Annotated in this window: 16 protein-coding genes; 11 read left to right on the top strand and 5 right to left on the bottom strand. The window is 66.4% G+C overall.

What is annotated here, in order from left to right; genetic code table 11:
- Positions 1 to 72: 72 nt before the first annotated feature.
- A complete protein-coding gene (locus tag KHO27_RS25145) occupies positions 73 to 840 on the bottom strand; it encodes an FCD domain-containing protein (protein WP_102683182.1) in 768 nt (255 codons plus the stop codon).
- Between the two features lie 260 nt (positions 841 to 1,100).
- Here KHO27_RS25145 and KHO27_RS25140 point away from each other — a divergent pair, with 260 nt between their 5' ends.
- The 11 genes from KHO27_RS25140 (at position 1,101) to tspR (ending at position 17,705) form a co-directional block, all read left to right on the top strand.
- Positions 1,101 to 2,771 carry a lactate permease LctP family transporter gene (locus KHO27_RS25140; protein WP_102683181.1) on the top strand — a complete coding sequence of 557 codons (1,671 nt, stop codon included), beginning with the start codon at positions 1,101 to 1,103 and terminating at the stop codon, positions 2,769 to 2,771.
- Positions 2,772 to 2,834: 63 nt separating this feature from the next.
- Positions 2,835 to 3,980, top strand: coding sequence for an FMN-dependent L-lactate dehydrogenase LldD (gene lldD / locus KHO27_RS25135; RefSeq protein ID WP_214500945.1), 1,146 nt, complete (start codon positions 2,835 to 2,837; stop codon positions 3,978 to 3,980).
- Between the two features lie 71 nt (positions 3,981 to 4,051).
- Positions 4,052 to 6,862, top strand: a complete 2,811-nt coding sequence (locus KHO27_RS25130) for an FAD-binding and (Fe-S)-binding domain-containing protein (RefSeq protein ID WP_214500944.1) — start codon at positions 4,052 to 4,054, stop codon at positions 6,860 to 6,862.
- A 256-nt stretch (positions 6,863 to 7,118) separates the two neighbouring features.
- The gene (gene prmA, locus KHO27_RS25125) at positions 7,119 to 7,997 is read left to right on the top strand and encodes a 50S ribosomal protein L11 methyltransferase (protein ID WP_214500943.1); all 879 of its coding nucleotides are present in this window, start codon (positions 7,119 to 7,121) and stop codon (positions 7,995 to 7,997) included.
- A gap of 43 nt (positions 7,998 to 8,040) precedes the next feature.
- Entirely contained in the window at positions 8,041 to 9,372 is a 1,332-nt protein-coding gene (locus KHO27_RS25120) for a DUF3426 domain-containing protein (protein WP_214500941.1), read from the top strand.
- A gap of 205 nt (positions 9,373 to 9,577) precedes the next feature.
- The gene (gene dusB, locus KHO27_RS25115) at positions 9,578 to 10,591 is read left to right on the top strand and encodes a tRNA dihydrouridine synthase DusB (protein WP_102683176.1); all 1,014 of its coding nucleotides are present in this window, start codon (positions 9,578 to 9,580) and stop codon (positions 10,589 to 10,591) included.
- The gene (fis, locus tag KHO27_RS25110) at positions 10,588 to 10,908 is read left to right on the top strand and encodes a DNA-binding transcriptional regulator Fis (RefSeq protein ID WP_011535876.1); all 321 of its coding nucleotides are present in this window, start codon (positions 10,588 to 10,590) and stop codon (positions 10,906 to 10,908) included. Before dusB ends, fis begins: the two co-directional genes overlap by 4 nt.
- A gap of 78 nt (positions 10,909 to 10,986) precedes the next feature.
- On the top strand, positions 10,987 to 12,594 hold the full coding sequence (purH, locus tag KHO27_RS25105) for a bifunctional phosphoribosylaminoimidazolecarboxamide formyltransferase/IMP cyclohydrolase (protein WP_214500940.1): 1,608 nt from the start codon (positions 10,987 to 10,989) through the stop codon (positions 12,592 to 12,594).
- A 181-nt stretch (positions 12,595 to 12,775) separates the two neighbouring features.
- Positions 12,776 to 14,068 carry a phosphoribosylamine--glycine ligase gene (gene purD / locus KHO27_RS25100; protein WP_046854049.1) on the top strand — a complete coding sequence of 431 codons (1,293 nt, stop codon included), beginning with the start codon at positions 12,776 to 12,778 and terminating at the stop codon, positions 14,066 to 14,068.
- A 136-nt stretch (positions 14,069 to 14,204) separates the two neighbouring features.
- On the top strand, positions 14,205 to 16,979 hold the full coding sequence (locus KHO27_RS25095) for a hybrid sensor histidine kinase/response regulator (protein WP_214500939.1): 2,775 nt from the start codon (positions 14,205 to 14,207) through the stop codon (positions 16,977 to 16,979).
- A gap of 129 nt (positions 16,980 to 17,108) precedes the next feature.
- Positions 17,109 to 17,705, top strand: coding sequence for a type III secretion system genes modulator TspR (gene tspR / locus KHO27_RS25090; protein WP_023633040.1), 597 nt, complete (start codon positions 17,109 to 17,111; stop codon positions 17,703 to 17,705).
- Between the two features lie 12 nt (positions 17,706 to 17,717).
- Here tspR and cobJ read toward each other — a convergent pair whose 3' ends face one another.
- The 4 genes from cobJ to cobG are packed head-to-tail and all read right to left on the bottom strand — an operon-like array spanning position 17,718 to position 22,081.
- Positions 17,718 to 19,418 (bottom strand): precorrin-3B C(17)-methyltransferase, encoded by a 1,701-nt coding sequence (gene cobJ, locus KHO27_RS25085; RefSeq protein ID WP_214500938.1) that lies wholly within the window; start codon positions 19,416 to 19,418, stop codon positions 17,718 to 17,720.
- Positions 19,406 to 20,140: a precorrin-2 C(20)-methyltransferase gene (locus KHO27_RS25080; RefSeq protein WP_102683173.1), complete on the bottom strand. Its 735-nt coding sequence runs from the start codon at positions 20,138 to 20,140 to the stop codon at positions 19,406 to 19,408. Before KHO27_RS25080 ends, cobJ begins: the two co-directional genes overlap by 13 nt.
- The gene (locus KHO27_RS25075; RefSeq protein WP_046854044.1) at positions 20,137 to 20,763 is read right to left on the bottom strand and encodes a precorrin-8X methylmutase; all 627 of its coding nucleotides are present in this window, start codon (positions 20,761 to 20,763) and stop codon (positions 20,137 to 20,139) included. Before KHO27_RS25075 ends, KHO27_RS25080 begins: the two co-directional genes overlap by 4 nt.
- Positions 20,756 to 22,081, bottom strand: a complete 1,326-nt coding sequence (gene cobG / locus KHO27_RS25070; protein ID WP_214500937.1) for a precorrin-3B synthase — start codon at positions 22,079 to 22,081, stop codon at positions 20,756 to 20,758. The genes KHO27_RS25075 and cobG overlap by 8 nt, the downstream gene beginning before the upstream one ends.
- Between the last annotated feature and the right edge of the window lie 49 nt (positions 22,082 to 22,130).

The raw sequence follows: 22,130 nt of genomic DNA, 5'->3' as shown, positions 1-22,130 counted from the left end.
CGCCAGGCCAGGCAGTACCGCTGCCCCTGCTAGCGCGATCGCGGGGCAAGCCCGCTCCCACGAAGTCCAGAATCAGCGTCCGCTGCGCCGCTCCGCACGCGCCACCCGCTGCGCTTGCTGCTGCGCCTCCTGCAGCACCTCCTGCACATACAGGATGTGCCGGCTGGACACCTCCCGCGCGTCCTCCGCGCGCCCCTCGACAATCGCCAGATACAACTCGCGATGCTGGCTGATCAGCATGTCGCGGGTCTCCGTGCGTTGCTGGTACATGCCGCCAATGTTGGTCACCACATTGCGCTTGAGCAGGTCGAACAACCCGCGAATGGTGTGCAACAGCACGGCGTTGTGGCTGGCCTCGGCAATGGCCAGATGGAAGCGCGCATCCGCCGCGCCCTCCTCCGCCCGGTCCACTTCACCGACACGGTTGTAGCAGTCCTGCAAGGCGTCGAACGCAGTCTTCAGCCGCTCGCGATCCGGCTCGGTGGCGCGCTGCGCCGCGTAGTAGGCGCAGGACGCCTCCAGCGTATGACGAAACTCCAGCAGGTCACGCTGCGCCTCGGGACTGGATTCGAGAAGTTTCAGCAAGGGGTCGCTGAAGGTCGAGCCCAATGACTCGGCCACATAGTTGCCGCCGCCCTGGCGACTGACCAGCAAGCCCTTGGCCACCAACTTCTGGATCGCCTCGCGCAGCGACGGGCGCGACACGCCGAACTGCTCGGCCAGGGCGCGCTCGGCCGGCAGGCGCTGACCCGAGGTGAGGGTGCCTTCGAGAATCATCCCTTCCAACCGATCGACGATGTCGTCGGACAGGCGCCGCTGGCGGACCTGATCAAAAACCATCACATGCTCTCCACGAACCCCGGGGATGCGAATCCGGGGGCGCCTATTCTGCGCCTATCCGGCTTGCGCCGACACCCATCAGGCGGCGTTTTTCCCAGCCATTCAGATGCCCGCTCATCGGCGTCCGACCAAAGTTTCCCCCAGGACAAATTGACACACCCGCTGCTGCGCTTTTAACCTAGCGACCAGCCATTGTAAATTGGTCTTACCAATTATCCAATGCCAGTGCCTTGACCAACAACAATTAGGGGCCACCCCATATGCAAACCTGGCAACAACTCTATACCCCGCTTGGTAGCCTTGGCCTGTCCGCGCTGGCGGCGGTCATCCCAATCGTGTTCTTCTTCCTTGCCCTCGCCGTGTTCCGCCTCAAGGGCCACGTCGCCGGCAGCATCACCCTGGCGCTGTCGATCCTGGTGGCGATCTTCGCCTTCCAGATGCCTGTCGACATGGCCCTGGCCGCTGCGGGTTACGGCTTCCTCTATGGCCTCTGGCCAATTGCCTGGATCATCGTTGCCGCGGTGTTCCTCTACAAACTCACGGTCAAGAGTGGCCAGTTCGAGGTCATCCGCAGCTCGGTGCTGTCGATCACCGACGACCAGCGCCTGCAGGTGCTGCTGATTGGCTTCTGCTTCGGCGCCTTCCTCGAAGGCGCGGCCGGCTTCGGCGCACCGGTGGCCATCACCGCCGCGCTGCTGGTGGGCCTGGGCTTCAACCCGCTGTATGCCGCCGGCCTGTGCCTGATCGCCAACACCGCCCCGGTGGCCTTTGGCGCCCTGGGCATCCCGATCATCGTGGCCGGGCAGGTAACCGGCATCGACGCCTTCCACATCGGCGCCATGACCGGACGCCAGCTGCCGCTGCTGTCGCTGTTCGTGCCGTTCTGGCTGGTGTTCATGATGGACGGCGTGCGCGGCGTGAAAGAGACCTGGCCTGCCGCCCTGGTGGCCGGCCTGAGCTTCGCCGTCACCCAGTACTTCACCTCCAACTTCATCGGCCCGGAGCTGCCCGACATCACCTCGGCCCTGGCCAGCCTGATCGCCCTGACCCTGTTCCTCAAGGTCTGGCAACCCAAGCGCGCGTTCGCCGAGGCCAAGGGCAGCGTCGGCGCCGCCGTCGTGCAGTCGAGCGGCAGCCAACCGAGCCCGTACAGCTTTGGCGAGATCTTCAAGGCCTGGTCGCCCTTCCTGATCCTCACCGTGCTGGTCACCATCTGGACCCTGAAACCATTCAAGGCAGCCTTCGCCCCGGGCGGCGCGATGTACAACTTCGTGTTCAACTTCGCCATCCCGCACCTCGACCAGCTGGTGGTGAAGACCGCCCCAATCGTCACAGCGCCCACCGCCATGCCGGCGGTGTTCAAGCTCGACCCGATCTCCGCCACCGGCACCGCGATCTTCCTCTCGGCACTGATCTCGATGTGGGTGCTGAAGATCAACTTCAAAACTGGTCTGACCACTTTCAAAGAAACGTTCTGGGAACTGCGCTGGCCGATCCTGTCGATCGGCATGGTGCTGGCCTTCGCCTTCGTCACCAACTACTCGGGCATGTCCTCGACCATGGCTCTGGTGCTGGCCGGCACCGGCGCGGCGTTCCCGTTCTTCTCGCCGTTCCTCGGCTGGCTGGGCGTGTTCCTGACCGGCTCGGACACCTCGTCCAACGCCCTGTTCAGCTCGCTGCAGGCCACCACCGCGCACCAGATCGGCGTCAGCGACACCCTGCTGGTGGCGGCCAATACCAGCGGCGGCGTGACCGGCAAGATGATCTCGCCGCAGTCGATCGCCGTGGCCTGCGCGGCCACCGGCCTGGTCGGCAAGGAATCCGACCTGTTCCGCTTCACCGTCAAGCACAGCCTGTTCTTCGCCACCATCGTCGGCCTGATCACCCTGGTGCAGGCTTACTGGCTGACCGGCATGCTGGTTCATCACTAAAGTGAAAGGGCCCGGGCGCCACTGCGCGCCCGGCATCTCCTTCAACCCACGCTGCGAGAATCCATGATCATTTCCGCCTCCACCGACTATCGCGCCGCGGCCCAACGCAAGCTGCCTCCCTTCCTGTTCCACTACGCCGACGGCGGCGCCTACGCCGAGCACACCCTGCGCCACAATGTCTCGGACCTTGCCGGCATCGCCTTGCGCCAGCGCGTGCTTAAGAACATGTCCGAACTGAGCTTGCTGACAAAACTGTTCGACGAGACCCTGAGCATGCCCGTGGCCCTGGCCCCGGTCGGCCTCACCGGCATGTACGCCCGTCGTGGCGAGGTGCAGGCGGCACGCGCAGCGGCGGCCCATGGCATTCCGTTCACGATGTCGACGGTATCGGTGTGCCCGATCGAAGAAGTGGCCCCGGCCATCGACCGGCCAATGTGGTTCCAGCTGTATGTCCTGAAAGACCGCGGCTTCATGCGCAACGCCTTGGAGCGTGCGAAAGCGGCCGGCGTGAAGACCTTGGTGTTCACCGTCGACATGCCCGTGCCCGGCGCCCGCTATCGCGACGCCCACTCCGGCATGAGCGGCGCCAACGGCCCGCTGCGCCGCGTGCTGCAAGCCATGACCCACCCACAATGGGCCTGGGACGTCGGCGTGATGGGCCGCCCCCACGACCTGGGCAATATCTCCGCCTACCGCGGCAACCCCACGGGCCTGGCCGACTACATCGGCTGGCTGGGCAACAACTTCGACCCGTCCATCTCCTGGAAAGACCTGGAGTGGATCCGCGAATTCTGGGACGGCCCGATGATCATCAAGGGCATCCTCGACGCCGATGACGCCCGCGACGCGGTCAAGTTCGGCGCCGACGGCATCGTCGTCTCAAACCACGGCGGCCGCCAGCTCGACGGCGTGTTGTCCAGCGCCCGTGCGCTGCCGGCCATCGCCGACGCGGTGAAGGGCGATATCAAGATCCTCGCCGACTCCGGCATCCGCAGCGGCCTCGATGTGGTGCGCATGATCGCCCTGGGCGCCGACACCGTGCTGATCGGCCGCGCCTTCCTCTATGCCCTGGCGACCCACGGCGAGGCCGGGGTGAAGAACCTGCTGGAGCTGTTCGAGAAAGAAATGCGCGTGGCCATGGTGCTGACCGGCGCCAAGTCCATCGGCGAGATCAGCAAAGACTCGCTGGTCCGCGAACTGGGCGCCTGAGCGCGCCCGCCAACGCCTGATTACCCGGGGCACGCCGCGCACCAGACGCCGCGGCCCCGCGAGGAGACTGCATGAGCCTGCCCGCCGCGTTCCTGCGTGATGCCGAGCGCCTGATCCCCGCCGAGCGCCGCTTCGACGACCCGACTTCGACCCTGGCCTTCGGCACCGACGCCAGCTTCTACCGGCTGATCCCCAAGCTGGTGCTGCGCGTGGAGTCCGAGGACGAAGTGGTCGCGCTGATCCAGCTGGCCCAGCGTGACCGGGTAGCGGTGACTTTCCGCGCTGCCGGCACCAGCCTGTCCGGCCAGGCCATCAGCGACTCGGTGCTGATCGTGCTCGGCGACAACTGGAATGGCCGGGAGATTCGCAACCACGGCGACCAGATCCGCCTGCAGCCCGGCGTGATCGGCGCCCAGGCCAATGCCTGGCTGGCCCCCTATGGGCGCAAGATCGGCCCGGACCCGGCGTCGATCAACGCCTGCAAGATCGGCGGCATCGTCGCCAACAATGCCAGCGGCATGTGCTGCGGCACCGCGCAGAACACCTACCACACCCTCGCCGGTCTGCGCCTGGTGCTGGCCGATGGCACCCGCCTGGACAGCGAAGACCCGGCCAGCGTCGCCGCATTCGAGCAAAGCCACGCCAGCCTGCTGGACGAACTGGCCCGCCTTGGCCGCGAGACCCGCGCCAACACCACGCTGGCTGAGCGCATCCGGCACAAGTACCGGCTGAAGAACACCACGGGGCTTTCGCTTAACGCACTGGTGGACTACGACCAGCCGCTCGATATTCTGCAACACTTGCTGGTCGGCTCCGAGGGGACCCTGGGTTTCATCAGCGCCGTCACCTACGACACCGTGCCCGACCACCCGCACAAGGCCAGCGCGCTGCTGGTGTTCCCCAGCGTCGAAAGCTGCTGCCGCGCCGTGACCGTGCTCAAGCGCCAGCCCGTCTCCGCCGTGGAGCTGCTCGACCGTCGCAGCCTGCGCTCGGTGCAGGAGATGCCGGGCATGCCGGCGTGGGTCAAGGACCTGTCGGCCAACGCCTGCGCCCTGCTGATCGAATGTCGCGCGGCCAGCCAGAGCCTGCTGCACGAGCAACTCGAGCAGGTAATGGCGTCCATCGACGACTACCCGCTGGAGCAGAAGGTCGCGTTCAGCGAAGACCCGGCGGTGTACAACCAGCTGTGGAAGATCCGCAAGGACACCTTCCCCGCCGTCGGCGCCGTGCGCCAGACCGGCACCACGGTGATCATCGAGGACGTGACCTTCCCCATCGAGCAACTGGCCGAAGGCGTCAACCGCCTGATCCAGCTGTTCGACAAGCACCGCTACGACGAGGCGATCATTTTCGGCCACGCCCTGGAAGGCAACCTGCACTTCGTCTTCACCCAGGGCTTCAACAGCGCCGAGGAAGTGGCGCGCTACCAGGCCTTCATGGACGACGTGGCGCAGCTGGTGGCGGTGGAATTCGGCGGCTCGCTCAAGGCCGAGCATGGCACCGGGCGCAACATGGCGCCCTTCGTCGAGCTGGAATGGGGGCATGACGCCTACCAGCTGATGTGGAAGCTCAAGCGCCTGCTCGACCCCAACGGCATCCTCAACCCCGATGTGGTGCTGAGCGAGGACCCCGACATCCACCTGAAGAACCTCAAGCCGCTGCCGGCCGCCGACGAGATCGTCGACAAGTGCATCGAGTGCGGTTTCTGCGAGCCGGTATGTCCGTCGAAAGGGCTTACCTTGAGCCCGCGCCAGCGCATCGTCATGTGGCGCGACATCCAGGCGAAGAAACGCGCCGGCGTTGATACCCGCGAACTGCTGCGCACCTATCAGTACCAGGGCATCGACACCTGCGCCGCCACCGGCCTGTGCGCCCAGCGCTGCCCGGTGGGCATCAACACTGGCGAGCTGGTGAAGAAGCTGCGCGGGCAGGCGGCCGAGCACGGCAAGGCCGCCGACTGGCTGGCCGAACATTTCCACGCCACCCTGCGCGGTGCCCGCTTCACGCTGGCCGCCGCCAATGGCGCGCGCAAGCTGCTCGGTGCCCCACGCATGAGTCGGCTCAGCGCCCGCCTGAGCAAGGCCAGCAAAGGCCGCCTGCCACAGTGGACACCCGCCATGCCGCAGCCGTTGCGGGCCGTCGAGCTCCGCACTGCAAACCACGACGATCGCCCTCGCGTAGTCTATCTGGCCGCCTGTGTTTCGCGGGTGATGGGCCCGGCCTATGCCGACCGCGAGCAAGGCTCGCTGCTGGACAAGACCCGCGCCCTGCTGGAGAAGGCCGGCTATCAGGTAGTGTTCCCGGACAACGCCGACAGCCTGTGCTGCGGCCAGCCGTTCGCCTCCAAGGGCTACCCCGAACAAGCCGAGCACAAGCGCCAGGAACTGATCAACGCGCTGCTGCACGCCAGCCGTGGCGGCCTCGACCCGATCTACTGCGACACCAGCCCCTGCACCCTGCGCCTGGTGCAGGACCTGGGCGAATCGCGGCTGGACCTGTACGACCCGGTACGCTTCATCCGCACCCACCTGGTCGACAAGCTGGAGTTCACCCCCCAGGACGAGCCCGTGGCGGTACACGTGACCTGCAGCACCCAGCACCTGGGCGAAAGCCAGGCGCTGATCGACCTGGCGCGGCGCTGCAGCAAGCAGGTGGTGATCCCCGAAGGCATTCATTGCTGCGGCTTCGCCGGCGACAAGGGCTTCACCACACCGGAGCTCAACGCCCATTCGCTGCGCACGCTCAAGGACGCGGTGCAGTATTGCAGCGAGGGGATCTCCACCAGCCGCACCTGCGAGATCGGCCTGTCGAGCCACAGTGGCATCGACTATCACGGGCTGGTCTACCTGGTGGACCGGGTGACGCGGGCGCGCAGTCTCTGAGGGCAGGGCTTTCTCGCACCGGCCTCTCGCCGGCAAGCCGGCTCCCACCCCGACCGCGCTAGCCCAATGCAATGTGCCATCCTGTGGGAGCCGGCTTGCCGGCGAGAGGCCGGTACAGGCAAACAAGCCAGTTGCTCCCACAGGTATGGCGCATGCCGGCATGCGACTTCTGCACAAACCCCACGCACTCAAGTAAACTGGCGGCCTTTTCGCGCAGCCTCGGGCTGCCCCTGTCGATTTACCAAAGGTGCCCGCCATGCCCTGGCTGCAAGTACGCCTGGCCATCAGCCCGGAACAAGCCGAAACCTACGAAGACGCCCTGCTTGAAGTGGGTGCTGTCTCGGTGACCTTCATGGACGCCGAAGACCAGCCGATCTTCGAACCGGACCTCAACACCACCCCGCTGTGGTCGCACACGCACTTGCTGGCGCTGTTCGAGGCCGATGCCGAGCCCGAGCAGGTGTTCGCCCACCTGCGCCTGCTGACCGGCGCCGAGCTCCCCGAGTACCACGCCGAGGTGATCGAGGACCAGGACTGGGAGCGCAGCTGGATGGACAACTTCCAGCCGATGCGTTTCGGCCAGCGCCTGTGGATCGTGCCGAGCTGGCACGAAGCCCCGGAAAAGGACGCGGTGAACCTGCTGCTCGACCCGGGCCTGGCCTTTGGCACGGGTACCCACCCGACCACCGCGCTGTGCCTGGAATGGCTCGACGGCCAGCAGCTGCAAGGCACGCAAGTGCTCGACTTCGGCTGCGGCTCGGGCATCCTGGCCATTGCCGCGCTGCTGCTCGGCGCCCGCCACGCGGTCGGCACCGACATCGACGTGCAGGCTATCGAGGCCTCCCGTGACAACGCCCAGCGCAACGGCATTGCCGACGACACGTTCGACCTGTACCTGCCCGAGCAGATGCCGGCGATGCAGGCCGACGTGCTGGTAGCCAACATCCTGGCCGGCCCGCTGGTAGCGCTGGCGCCGCAGCTGTCCGGCCTGGTGCGCCCCGGCGGCCTGCTGGCGCTGTCGGGCATCCTCGCCGAACAGGGCGAGGAAGTGGCCGCCGCCTATGCCGCCGACTTCGACCTGGACCCGATCGTCGTGCGCGACGGCTGGGTACGTATCAGTGGTCGCCGCCGCTAAGCGCGCCTAGACTCATCTCCTGCACAGCTTCCCGGACAGCCGCATGACCGACAGTTTCGTCACCCAGTGCCCGCATTGCCAGACCAGCTTTCGCGTCACCCATCACCAGTTGAGCGTGGCCCGCGGCGTGGTGCGCTGCGGCCAATGCCTGCAGGTGTTCAACGCGGCGAAGCAACTGCTGGAGCAGAACCGCGCCACGGCTGGCGAAGGCGACATTCGTGCGCCGGTGCCGGCAGTCGAGCCGGCCGTGCCAGCGCCCGCAGCCGTGCAACCGGAGGCCGCCCCGCCGGCACCGAGCGAAGACAACTGGACAGTCACGGCCGAGGAACTGGATGCCCTCGACCTCGACCAGGAACTGGCGCGCCTTGAACGGCGCAGCCCGGGTGATCGACGCGCAGCCCCGGCCAAGGGCATGCTCCAGGCCCGCCGCGACGATCAACTCGGCGATGGGCCTGGCGATGAACCGTTCGGCACCGCCACTGACGGCGACCGTGAGCCGGCGCAGGAGCGCGAGGACGCACCGATGCTGGTCGAGCAGGAGCCGCTGGACCTGGCGCCGGCCGACGACGAGCGCACCGAGCCTACCCTCGGCGCGACCAGCCTCGATCTGGACGATGAACCACCAGTGCGCGATCGGCCACTCGACGACGACCTCGACGAACCCTCGCGGCAGCTGCCCAGCCATGACGACCCCGTGCCGGAAAAAGGCCTTTCGGCGCTGGATGATGAGGTGCACAGCGCGCCGTTCTCGGCCCGCGACGATGACCCCGACGAACATCCCGGACAGCGCCTGGAACCGAGCCTGGCCGCCAAGCCCGAGCGCTCGCGCAAGGAGCCGTTGGTCGACGTGGTCGACGACCCGTTGCAGTTGGGCTGGGAAAAGCCCGCCCCGAACTGGGGCAAGCGCCTGCTGTGGGGTTTCCTGACCCTGCTGGCCGCGGGCCTGCTGGCATTCCAGTACGTCTGGTTCCACTTCGACGAAATGGCCCGCCAGGACCAGTATCGCCCCTGGTTCCAACAGCTGTGTCCGATGCTCGGCTGCCAGGTGCCGACCCGCGTCGACATCTCGCGGATCAAGAGCAGCAACCTGGTGGTGCGCAGCCACCCGGACTTCAAAGGGGCACTGATCGTCGACGCGATCATCTACAACCGTGCGCCCTTCGCCCAGCCCTTCCCGCTGCTCGAGCTGCGCTTCGCCGACCTCAACGGCCAGTTGATCGCCAGCCGGCGCTTCAAGCCCAGCGAGTACCTGTCGGGCGAGCTGGCCGGGCGCGGCGAGATGCCCAGCCAGACGCCGATCCACATCGCCCTGGACATCCTCGACCCTGGGCCGAAGGCGGTGAACTACAGCCTGAGCTTCCGTTCGCCAGAATAAGCGACAGGCGGCAAGCTTCAAGCCGCAGGTAAAAGCCTGTCTGCAGGCCTCTTGCAGCTTGAAGCTCGCCACTTGGCACTGGGTGTCATAACGCCGCAACTGTTCAGATTTTATCCAGATTCATCTTTATCCGGTCATCGAGAGCGGGTATCATGCCATCCCTTTTTCGAACTCCAATGATTCGGCCCCACAACAGGGAACACCTATGTCGGCGGTACGCATCGGCCCTTACACACTGCAGAACAACCTGATCCTGGCCCCCATGGCCGGCGTCACGGACCAACCTTTCCGAACACTGTGCAAACGCCTTGGCGCGGGCATGGTGGTGTCGGAGATGGTCTCCAGCGACATGCGCCTGTGGAACAGCCGCAAGTCGAGCCTGCGCCGCATCCACGAAGGTGATCCCGAGCCACGCTCGGTGCAGATCGCCGGTGGCGACGCGCAGATGATGGCCGAGGCGGCCCGGGCCAACGTCGAGGCCGGCGCGCAGATCATCGATATCAACATGGGTTGCCCGGCGAAAAAAGTCTGCAACAAGGCCGCAGGCTCTGCTTTATTGAGAGATGAAGCCTTGGTCACCGAAATCCTCCATGCCGTCGTCGGCGCCGTGGACGTACCGGTGACGCTGAAGATCCGCACCGGCTGGGACCGGGCGAGCAAGAACGGCCTGAACGTGGCGAAGATCGCCGAACAGGCCGGCATCCAGGCGCTGGCGGTGCATGGCCGCACACGCGCCGACCTGTACACCGGTGACGCCGAGTACGACACCATCGCCGCGATCAAGCAGGCGGTGTCGATCCCGGTATTCGCCAACGGCGACATCACCTCGCCGGAAAAGGCCCGGGCGGTGCTGCATGCCACCGGCGCCGACGGCCTGCTGATCGGCCGTGCCGCCCAGGGGCGGCCGTGGATTTTCCGCGAGGTCGAGCATTACCTGCGCACGGGCGAGCACCTCCCCGCCCCGGCGCTGGACGAAGTGGAACGCATTCTGCTGGAGCACCTGGCCGCGCTGCATGCCTTCTATGGCGATGTGATGGGCGTGCGGATCGCCCGCAAGCACGTTGGCTGGTACCTGGCAACCCGACCTGGCGGCAAGGAGTTCCGCAGCCAGTTCAACGCTTTGCAAGACACACAAGCGCAGTGCGCCAACGTTCAGGCGTTTTTCGCCGAACGTCGACAGAGCCTTGGGACAGAGGACGAACAAGGGGTGGCCGCATGACGATGATGACCGAGACATTAGTGAGTGGAACAACGCCCGTGAGCGACAACGCCAACCTCAAGCAGCACCTGAACACGCCGAGCGAAGAGGGCCAGACCCTGCGCGACAGCGTCGAGAAGGCACTGCACAACTACTTCGCCCACCTGGAAGGCGCTACCGTCACGGACGTGTACAACCTGGTGCTCTCGGAAGTCGAGGCGCCGCTGCTCGAATGCGTGATGAACTACGTCAAGGGCAACCAGACCAAGGCCAGCGAGATGCTCGGGCTCAACCGAGGCACGCTGCGCAAGAAGCTCAAGCAGTACGATCTGTTGTAAGGCCAGAACCCCAACCAAAAAGGCGCTCATGCAAAGAGGCGCCTTTTTTGCTGACTCCACCGCGTTATGGAATCTGAAATGACCGACCAGACTACCCGCCTGCCGATCCGCCGCGCCCTGATCAGCGTCTCCGACAAGACCGGTATCCTCGAATTCGCCCGTGAGCTGCAACAGCTCGGTGTCGAGATCCTGTCCACCGGCGGCACCTACAAGCTGCTCAAGGACAACGGCGTCAACGCGGTGGAAGTGGCCGACTACACCGGCTTCGCCGAAATGATGGACGGCCGGGTCAAGACCCTGCATCCGAAGATCCACGGCGGCATCCTGGGCCGTCGCGGCACCGACGACGCCATCATGAACGAGCATGGCATCAAGCCGATCGACCTGGTCGCGGTCAACCTGTACCCGTTCGAAGCCACCATCAGCAAGCCGGGCTGCGACCTGCCGACCGCCATCGAGAACATCGACATCGGCGGCCCGACCATGGTCCGTTCCGCGGCGAAGAACCACAAGGACGTGGCCATCGTGGTCAACGCCAGCGATTACGCCGGCATTGTCGAAGGCCTGAAAGCCGGCGGCCTGACCTACGCCCAGCGCTTCGACCTGATGCTCAAGGCCTTCGAGCACACCGCCGCCTACGACGGCATGATCGCCAACTACATGGGTACCATCGACCAGGCCAAGGACACCCTCTCCACCGAAGACCGCAACGAGTTCCCGCGCACCTTCAACAGCCAGTTCGTCAAGGCCCAGGAAATGCGCTACGGCGAGAACCCGCACCAGAGCGCGGCGTTCTACGTCGAGGCCAAGAAAGGCGAAGCCAGCATCTCCACCGCCATCCAGCTGCAAGGCAAGGAGCTGTCGTTCAACAACGTGGCCGACACCGACGCCGCGCTGGAGTGCGTGAAGAGCTTCGTCAAGCCGGCCTGCGTGATCGTCAAGCACGCCAACCCGTGCGGCGTGGCCGTGGTGCCTGAAGACGAAGGCGGTATCCGCAAGGCCTACGACCTGGCCTACGCCACCGACACCGAGTCGGCGTTCGGCGGCATCATCGCCTTCAACCGCGAGCTGGATGGCGAAACCGCCAAAGCCATCGTCGAGCGTCAGTTCGTCGAAGTGATCATCGCCCCGAAAATCTCCCAGGCCGCCCGCGAAGTGGTGGCTGCCAAGCAGAACGTGCGTCTGCTGGAGTGCGGCGAGTGGCCAGCCGAGCGCGCCGCCGGTTGGGACTTCAAGCGCGTCAACGGTGGCCTGCTGGTGCAGAGCCGCGATATCGGCATGATCACTGCCGACGACCTGAAGATCGTCACCAAGCGTGCGCCGACCGAGCAGGAAATCCACGACCTGGTGTTTGCCTGGAAAGTGGCCAAGTTCGTCAAGTCCAACGCCATCGTCTACGCCAAGCAGCGCCAGACCATCGGCGTCGGCGCCGGCCAGATGAGCCGCGTCAACTCCGCGCGCATCGCCGCGATCAAGGCCGAGCATGCCGGTCTGCAAGTGCAGGGCGCGGTAATGGCCTCGGATGCGTTCTTCCCGTTCCGTGATGGCATCGACAACGCGGCTAAAGTGGGTATCAGCGCCGTGATCCAGCCAGGTGGTTCGATGCGCGATGCCGAAGTCATCGCCGCCGCCGACGAGGCCGGTATCGCCATGGTATTCACCGGCATGCGCCACTTCCGCCACTGATTATGGCAATCGGCCGCACTGAAGCAGGCATCTGCTGCGTTGGGGCCGGTTCCGCTGATGCTCATTGCCATAAGGCAACTGCGCTTATCGGAACCGTCCCCGCCTTGCATCTACCTGTTTCATTGCGACCTCGTACAGCGAGGGGCGCTGCCTCTCGTTCGACAGATTTCGAGGTTTTGACATGAAAGTTTTGATCATCGGCAGCGGCGGTCGCGAACACGCCCTGGCCTGGAAAGTCGCCCAGGACCCACGGGTCGAGAAAATCTTCGTGGCGCCGGGTAACGCCGGCACCGCCAGCGAAGCCAAGTGCGAGAACGTCGCCATCGACGTCACTGCCCTGGAGCAACTGGCCGACTTCGCCGAGAAGAACGTCGACCTGACCATCGTCGGCCCGGAAGCGCCGCTGGTCATCGGTGTCGTGGACCTGTTCCGCAGCCGTGGCCTGGACTGCTTCGGCCCGACCAAGGGCGCGGCCCAGCTGGAAGGCTCCAAGGCCTTCACCAAGGACTTCCTGGCCCGCCACAAGATCCCGACTGCCGACTACCAGAACTTCACCGAGATCGAGCCGGCCCTGGCCTACCTGCGTGAGAAAGGCGCGCCGATCGTGATCAAGGCCGACGGCCTGGCCGCCGGTAAAGGCGTGATCGTCGCCATGACCCTACAGGAAGCCGAAGACGCCGTGCGCGACATGCTCGCCGGCAACGCCTTCGGTGAAGCCGGTTCGCGCGTGGTGATCGAAGAGTTCCTCGACGGCGAGGAAGCCAGCTTCATCGTCATGGTCGACGGCCACAACGTGCTGCCAATGGCCACCAGCCAGGACCACAAGCGTGTCGGCAACCAGGATACCGGCCCGAACACCGGCGGCATGGGTGCCTACTCCCCTGCCCCCGTGGTCACTGCCGACGTGCACCAGCGCGTGATGGACCAGGTGATCTGGCCGACCGTGCGCGGCATGGCCGAGGAAGGCAACGTCTACACCGGCTTCCTGTATGCCGGCCTGATGATCGACAAGGCGGGCAACCCCAAGGTCATCGAGTTCAACTGCCGCTTCGGCGACCCGGAAACCCAGCCGGTCATGCTGCGCCTGGAGTCGAGCCTGGTGCTGCTGATCGAAGCCGCCTTCGCCAAGGCCCTGGACAAGGTCGAAGCGCAATGGGACCCGCGCCCGAGCCTGGGCGTGGTGCTGGCCGCCGGTGGCTACCCGGGCGACTACGCCAAGGGCGCCGTGATCAGCGGCCTGGACGCCGCCGCCAAGCTGCAAGGCAAGGTGTTCCACGCCGGCACCGCGCTGAAGGACGGCCAGGTGGTCACCGCCGGTGGCCGCGTACTGTGCGCCACTGCCATGGGCGACACCGTCGAGGCCGCCCAGCAGCAGGCCTACCGCCTGGCCGAGCAGGTCAAGTGGGACGCCAGCTTCTACCGCAACGACATCGGCTACCGGGCCATCGCCCGCGAGCGCGGTGAGCAGCAGTAAAAGTGCAGCCAACGGTCGTGCCGCTCCCGGCGCACGGCCTTCGGCTCGTCGTCAAGGCCCCGCCGGGGCCTTGCCTTCGCCTTGGCGCGCCGCGCATAGTGGTTATCCGGCACATTAGCTAAGAAGGGATTTCGTCGTGCGTCGGCTTCGGATTGCCATAGCCCTGATCGTCAGCCTGCTGACCCTGCTCTGCCTGCTCCCGGCACACGCCGAACAGGCCGCGGGCTGGTCGGCGCTGCTCGATGAACAGGCCAACCTGCAGCTGTCCGACGTGCGCTCCGAACGCTACCGCAACCAGTTCAGCCCATTGGCCCTCGAAGAACTGGATGCCGCCCTCCCCGACCAGGCCCTGTGGTTGCACTACCGCCTGGATCCGAGCGACCAGGAACAACTGGTACGCATTTTCGCCCCCGACCTGTCACGCCTGGACCTCTACGCCCTGGAAGGCGGCAAACTGCTGCGCCAGTTGCACCATGGCCGGCAGGGCGACGGCCTCAGCCCCACCCTGCGCGGCAGGGACCACGTGCTGCCACTGCCGCACAGCAACCAACCATTGGATATCTACCTGCGGCTGGTTTCCGAACACCAGCTGCGCCCGGCCATCACTGTCGAGACCACCGCCCACGCCGCCGCCGACCAGCGCCAGTCGCTGCTGTTCGGCCTGTTGTTCGGTGGCCTGGTGATGCTGATCCTGCACAACCTGATCCGCTTCGGCTACACACGCTCCAGCACCACGCTGGTACTGGCGCTGTACCACGGCCTGATGATGCTCAGCGCGCTGATCCTGCTCAACCTCAGTGGCCCCTGGTGGCACCTGTGGCACAGCGCGCAGACCCCGGCGGCCTACCTGACGCTGGTGCTGGCAGGCCTGGCCGGGTTGTACTTCACCCTGCACTTCTTCTCCCCCTGCAGTTCGGCGCGGCTCAATCGCCTGCTGCACATGGAAATGGTGGTGGCCGCGGTCAGCGGCCTGGTGCTGCTGTTCGTCGACACCCTGCCGCTGAACCTGATGACCTACGCCCTGCTCGCCTTGGGCAGCGTGAGCATGCTGCTGGTCAGCGGCTATCACTGGTACAAAGGCTACGGCCCGGCGCGCCTGTTCGCCGTGGCGATGCTGGTGTTCAACCTCGGCGGCCTGGTGCTGTTGCCGGCCCTCCTGGGCCTCACCCGCACCTCCACGCCCTGGTTGCTGTGCATCCTCATGGCGCTGACCGTGGTCAGCGGCCTGCTGCTCAACCTGGCAGTCAGCGAGCGCCTGCGCCGGATCAGCGAGGAGCGCTTTCGCGCCAGCCGCGCCCTGGCCGCCAGCGATGCCGAGATCAACGCCAAGGCCGAGTTCCTGGCCAAGATCAGCCATGAGATCCGCACCCCCATGAACGGCGTGCTGGGCATGACCGAGTTGCTGCTGGGCACGCCGCTGTCGGTCAAGCAGCGCGACTATGTGCAGACCATCCACAGCGCCGGCAACGAACTGCTCACCCTGATCAACGAAATCCTCGACATCTCCAAGCTCGAGTCGCGGCAGATCGAGCTGGACGACGTGCAGTTCGACCTCAATGCCCTGATCGAGGACTGCCTGAACATCTTCCGGGCCAAGGCCGAACAGCAGAATATCGAGCTGATCAGCTTCACCCAGCCACAGGTGCCGCGGGTGGTCAGCGGCGACCCGACGCGCCTGCGCCAGGCCTTGTCGAGCCTGCTGGACAACGCCCTGAAGAACACCACCCAGGGCGAGATCCTGCTGGTGGTGGCCCTCGACCAGCGTGGCGACAGCCCGCGCCTGCGCATCGCCGTGCAGGACAGCGGCGAGCCCATGCCGCCGGCCGAGCGCGACGCCTTGCTGCAGGCCGAGCTGCACAGCCGCCACTTCCTCTCCAGCAACAAGCTCGGTGGCCACCTGGGCCTGGTGATCGCCAAGCAACTGATCGGCCTGATGCAGGGCGAGTTCGGCATCAAGACCAGCACCAGCATGGGCAACACCCTGTGGCTGACCCTGCCGCTCGACCCGCTGCGCCTGGAGCAGCCGCCCACCGACCTCGACGGCCCGCTGCGCGACGCCCGGGTACTGGTGGTGGACGACAACGACACCTGCCGCAAGGTGCTGGTGCAGCAATGCAGCGCCTGGGGCATGAACGTCAGCGCGGTGCCGTCGGGCAAGGAGGCGCTGGCCTTGCTGCGCACCAAGGCGCACCTGCGCGATTATTTCGACGCGGTGCTGCTCGACCAGAACATGCCCGGCATGACCGGCATGCAGTTGGCGGCCAAGATCAAGGAAGACCCGAGCCTGAACCACGACATCCTGGTGGTCATGCTCACCGGCATCAGCAATGCGCCGAGCAAGATCATCGCCCGCAACGCCGGGGTCAAGCGCATCCTCGCCAAGCCGGTGGCCGGCTACACGCTCAAGACCACCCTGGCCGAGGAGCTCGCCCTGCGCGGTCGCGAGCAGGCCGCGCCGCCGCTGCCGGTCGGCACCCCGGTGCCGTTGGACCTTCCCGGCGACTTCCGCATCCTGGTGGCCGAGGACAACAGCATCTCGACCAAGGTCATCCGCGGCATGCTCGGCAAGCTCAACCTCGAACCCGATACCGCCAGCAATGGTGAAGAGGCCTTGCAGGCGATGAAGGCCAAGCACTACGACCTGGTGCTGATGGACTGCGAGATGCCGGTGCTCGATGGTTTCTCCGCCACCCAGCAGCTACGCGCCTGGGAAAGCGCCAACCAGTGTCCGCGCACTCCGGTGGTGGCATTGACCGCGCATATCCTCAACGAGCACAAGGAACGCGCGCGCCTGGCCGGCATGGACGGGCACATGGCCAAGCCGGTGGAGCTGTCGCAGTTGCGCGAGCTGGTGCAGTTCTGGGCGGGGCAGCGCCAGGCGGTGTCCGACGACACCACGCAGATCCTGTAGGCGCTACCTCAGCTGCGAGGCAGCCACCTCAGAATCCGGCACCCGCTTCGCGGGTGATCGCGGCTGAAGCCGCTGCTACAGGTTCCGTGCTATACAGGTGCCACCCATTCCCGCCGCGGACCCAGCGCCATGCTCCATGAGTTGTTCAGCGTCTACCTGAAAATGCTCGTGCTCTACAGCCCGTTCTTCGTGCTCTCATGTTTCATCGGCCTGACCCGCGGCCACTCCAGCAAGGAACGCAAGCAACTGGCCTGGCGGGTAGCCATTGCCACGCTGGTCGCCAGCGTGCTGCTGTACCTGTTCGGGCGGGTGATCTTCGGGGTATTCGGCATCACCGCCGACGCCTTCCGCATCGGTGCAGGCTCGGTGCTGTTCATCTCGGCGCTGGGCATGGCCCAGGGCAAGTCGGCGGTGCAGACCGACAACGTGCAGCAGGACGTGACCATCGTGCCGCTGACCATCCCACTCACCGTCGGCCCCGGCACCATCGGTGCGTTGCTGGTGATGGGCGTGGGCCAACCGCACTGGGACGACAAGCTGCTGGCCATCGTCAGCATCGCCCTGGCCAGCTTCACCGTGGGCCTGGTGCTGTATCTCTCGCACCGTATCGAACGGATCCTCGGCGACCAGGGCCTGCAGATCGTCAGCCGCCTGATGGGGCTGTTCGTCTGCGCCCTCGCGGCGCAGATCATCTTCACCGGGATCAAGGGTTACCTGCTGCCCTGACCCCGGCTGCGCTCAGGGCTTGGCGGGGTACCAGCGCGGCGTGTACACCCACTGGCCGCCATCGGCACGGGGGAAGGTGCAGGTGGTCGAGGAGCCGACCAGCACCATGGTGCGCATGTCGACCATCTCCGGCAGCAGCTCGCCCAAGGTCACCACCCGCAGGGTCTGCCCCGGCCGGCCGATATCACGGCCCAGCACCACGGGGGTGCCTGCACCGCGATGGCGGCGTACCACCTCCAGCGCCATACCCAGCTGATGAGGGCGGGCCTTGGAGATCGGGTTGTAGAACGCCAGCACCAGATCCGCCTGGGCCGCCAGGTCGAGGCGCTTCTCGATGATCGACCAGGGTTTGAGGTTGTCCGACAGCGACATCACGCAAAAATCGTGGCCCAGTGGCGCCCCCGCCTGGGCGGCGGTAGCCAGCGAGGCCGAGACGCCAGGCAGGATCTCCAGCTCGACGCGCTGCCAGGCCGGGTCACTGGATTCGTGGAGCGCTTCGAGCACCGCGGCGGCCATGGCGAACACGCCCGGATCGCCCGATGACACTACCACCACCGAACGCCCTTGCGCCGCCAGCTCGAAGGCATGCCGAGCACGCTGCATCTCTTCGCGGTTGTCGGTGCAGTGCAGCACCTGATCGTCGCGGAAGGGGCCGGCCATGCGCACGTAGGTTTCGTAACCCAGCACATCCTGCGCACGCGCCAGCTCCGCCTTGACCGCCGGCACCATCAGCTCGGCGGCACCAGGGCCCAGGCCGATCACGGCCAGGCGACCACGGCGACGGCCAACGCGGTCGATGTCGACAGGTGCTGCGCAAACACCGTGGGCGAGCCCCGCCGACGAACCTACACGCGCTTGCGGCACTGCATCAGCCAGCATTCGCTCCAGGCTTTCGGCAGCCGGGGCGAAGCGCAGGGCAACATTCAGTGCCCGTGCAGCTTCGTGCAGGGCCGGCTCCGCCATCTCGGCTTCGCTCGCCAGCAGGCAGGCCAGCGCGGGCTCGGCGATGTTCGCCCGCAGCAGTTCCTCGCGTACCTGGTGCGCCAGGTCGGCGCTACCGGCCGTGACCGCCACCACCACGCAACGCGCATGGATCAGCAGTTCGTCACGGCTGGCCGGACGCAGTGCGCTGCCCACGTGGATAGTGCGCTGCGCCTCGTCACTGGCGGGCAGCTGGACGTGTTCGAGCCATGGCGCGTCACCTTCGACACGCACCGCCTCGCCCGCCAGCAGGTCGGAGACGAAGCGCTTGCCCTGCTCCAGGTCCGCCAGCGCGTAACCCTCGGGCGGGTTGAGCAGGCAGGTGCCGAAGCGCAGTTCGCCACTGGTGGTGATCGCCGCGCTCACACCCAGCGCCTCACCGATCTCTCGGGCCATGATATTGACCCCACCCAGGCCACCGAGCAGCGGCACCACGGCGCTGCCGTCCTCGGCCACCACCAGTACCGGTGGCTCGACGCCTTTTTCGCTCAACAGCGGCGCCAGGGTGCGAATGACGATACCCGCCGCGCACAGGGCGATGATCGGCGTGTCCTGCTGGTACAGCGCACGCAGGGTGTCGCCAAATGCTGCGTAGTATACGTCGGCCCCTTCCACGCGCCCTTCCAGGCCATGGATCAGCGCCTGTGGATAACAGGCCTGGATACGCCGCGCGGTGGCCAGGCTGCCCGGGCCGAGAATGACGATTGCCGGAGCCTTGTTCATCCCTGCCATTTCTCACCCGGCACGATGATCAGCGAGAAGTATGGCGAGGACTGTGGGTCGACCTCGTCCAGCGCGACGATCTTCTGGTTGGCCATCGTCGCCCGCTCCACGTACAGCGCACGGCTATCCATGCCCAGTTCGGCGAGCACCTGGCGCACCTTGGGGAAGTTGCGTCCCAGTTTCATGATCACTGCGGCGTCGGCATCGGCCAGACGGCGCTTGAGTTCCTCATGGGGCAACACGCCGGAAAGCACGGTGAGGGTCTGGTTGCGATACACCAGCGGCGCTCCGAGCACCGAGGCGCCGCCGAGCATCGAGCACACGCCCGGGATCACCTGGGCCTCATAGCGCGAGGCCAGGCGATCATGCAGATACATGTAGGAGCCGTAGAAGAACGGGTCGCCCTCACAGATCACCGCCACGTCACGGCCGGCATCCAGGTGTTCGGCCACCTGCACGCTGGCTTCGTCGTAGAAGTCGCTGATCACCTGTTCATAGGACAGTGGTGCCGGCAGCGCCTCGGTGGTCACCGGGTACACCAGCGGCAACAGGGTCTGTTCGGCTTGCAGGTGCGCTTCGATGATGCCGAAGGCGTTGCCGCGCTTGCCCTTGGCGACGAAGTACGCCACCACCGGCGCCTCGCGCAGCAGGCGCAAGGCCTTGACCGTGATCAGTTCGGGGTCGCCCGGGCCCACGCCCAGGCCCAGCAGTCGTCCGCGTGCCTGCATCATTCCACCTCCGTGGCCAGGGCGTTGACTGCCGCGGCGGCCATCGCGCTGCCGCCCAGGCGGCCCTGCATGATCACGAACGGCACGCCGCGGCTGTCGGCGGCGAGCATCGCCTTGGATTCGGCGGCGCCGACGAAGCCAACCGGGAAGCCGAGGATCAACGCCGGCTTCGGTGCGCCGGCATCGAGCATTTCCAGCAGGTAGAACAGCGCGGTCGGCGCGTTGCCGATCACCACCACGCTGCCTTCCAGGTGCGGGCGCCACAGCTCCAGGGCCACGGCGGAACGGGTGTTGCCTTCGGCCTTGGCCAGGTCCGGCACGCTCGGGTCCCGCAGGGTGCAGATCACCGGGTTGTTGGCCGGCAGACGGGCGCGGGTGATGCCTTCGGCGACCATGTGCGCGTCGCAGAGGATCGGCGCGCCCTTGGCCAGGGCCTCGCGGCCGGCACTGCCGGCGCCTTCGGAGAACTGCAGGCCATCGATGGCCTCGACCATGCCGCAGGCATGGATCACGCGCACGGCGAGCTTTTCAAGATCGGCGGGGATCCGCTCGAGCCGGGCTTCCTCGCGGATGATGCGGAAGGAATTGCGATAGATCTCCTGACCATCGCGGATGTAGTCAATCATCAAGGTGCTCCGTCGGCAGGTCGAGCATGGCGCCTGCTTCTTCTGGGGTGAGGTCGGCGCCGCGCAGCCTGCCGAAGCCCGGCTGGCGCGCATCGCGCAAGTAAAGGTCATAGCGGCCCGGGGCGCGGGCCAGCAGGGTGGCCGGGGCCGTGTGGGCCATGGCGCAGGAACGTGGGCAGGCGGACAGGTGCACGCTGCCTGGGGCGCCGTGGTGCAGCAAGCCGGCCAGGGTCACGGCATCGGCCTTGGTGTCGGCCTGGCCCTTGGCGCAGCCGCCGGAGCCAGTGCAGGCGACGACCCGCGCCAGCGGGTGCTCGCTGTGACACAGCAGGCCCAGGGCTGCAAGGTGTTCGCGGGCAGGCTCCACATGGGCCGGGTTCAGGTTGGTCAGTACCAGGCTTTGCCAAGGCGTCAGGCGCAAGCTGCCATCGCCCCATTGGCGGACGACATGGGCGGCGCCGCGCAGCATGGCCGGGGTCAGGCGACCAAGGGGTGGCGCGACGCCAAGGGCCACGCCCTGGCGCTGGGGCAGCACGCCAAGCCAGGCACTTGTCGTTGCCGGGCGCTGCAAAACCAGCAATGAGGTGTCGATTTTCAGGGGCAGCCCTTCAAGGAAGTGCTCCACCGGGCACACCTGCAGCAATTGACGCATGCGCGACTGCTCAGGCGTCGCCAGGTCGAGGAAGCGCTCCAGCACTGCACGCACCAACGCCAGCCCCTGCTCCACCGGCACCGCGCCCAGCGCCTGGCCATTCGACAGGCTGCTGGCGAGCCCGAACCGCAACCAGATCCGTCCTTCGCGTTGCATCGCGGACAGCCACAGATCATGGGCGTGCTCGAGCATCGCCAGCGCTTCGCCGCCATCGAGTTGCATGGCGAACTTGGCCGACAGCTTGTGGAGCCTGGGTGTACTTTCCAGCAGGTCGAGAATCTGCCCGGCCAACGGTCGGGTGTCGAACACCATCGCCGGATCGAGCCCAGCCAATGGGCTGACCAGGAGGTTGCGCACATCATCACCGGCCGCGTCACGCGGGCCGAGCCCGGCAGCCAGCAGATGCTCGACCAGACCCCGGTGATCATCACCGATGCCGCGAATCTGCAGATTGGCCCGATTGGTCGCCTCGATCACCCCTCCGGCAAAACGCTCGGCGGCGTCGGCCACGGCATCGGCCTGGTCGGCCAGCAGCAGGCCACCGGGCAGCTTGATCCGGCAGATGCCACCATCGCGCGCGGCGACGATGCGCCACAACCCCGGGCAGGCCGAGGGACGGGGCGAAACTTCGGGGGGCAGGGGCGGCGTCAAGGGGGCATCCGGCAATCGTGAAAGTGCGCTTCAGTGTAGAAGGCGCGGTATTATGCCTGCTTTG

The sequence above is a fragment of the Pseudomonas sp. RC3H12 genome (genome assembly GCF_018596375.1).
In the GTDB taxonomy this organism is placed as follows: domain Bacteria; phylum Pseudomonadota; class Gammaproteobacteria; order Pseudomonadales; family Pseudomonadaceae; genus Aquipseudomonas.
The sequence above is the reverse complement of the archived record's forward strand: the minus strand, read 5'-3'. Positions and strand labels throughout refer to the sequence as shown.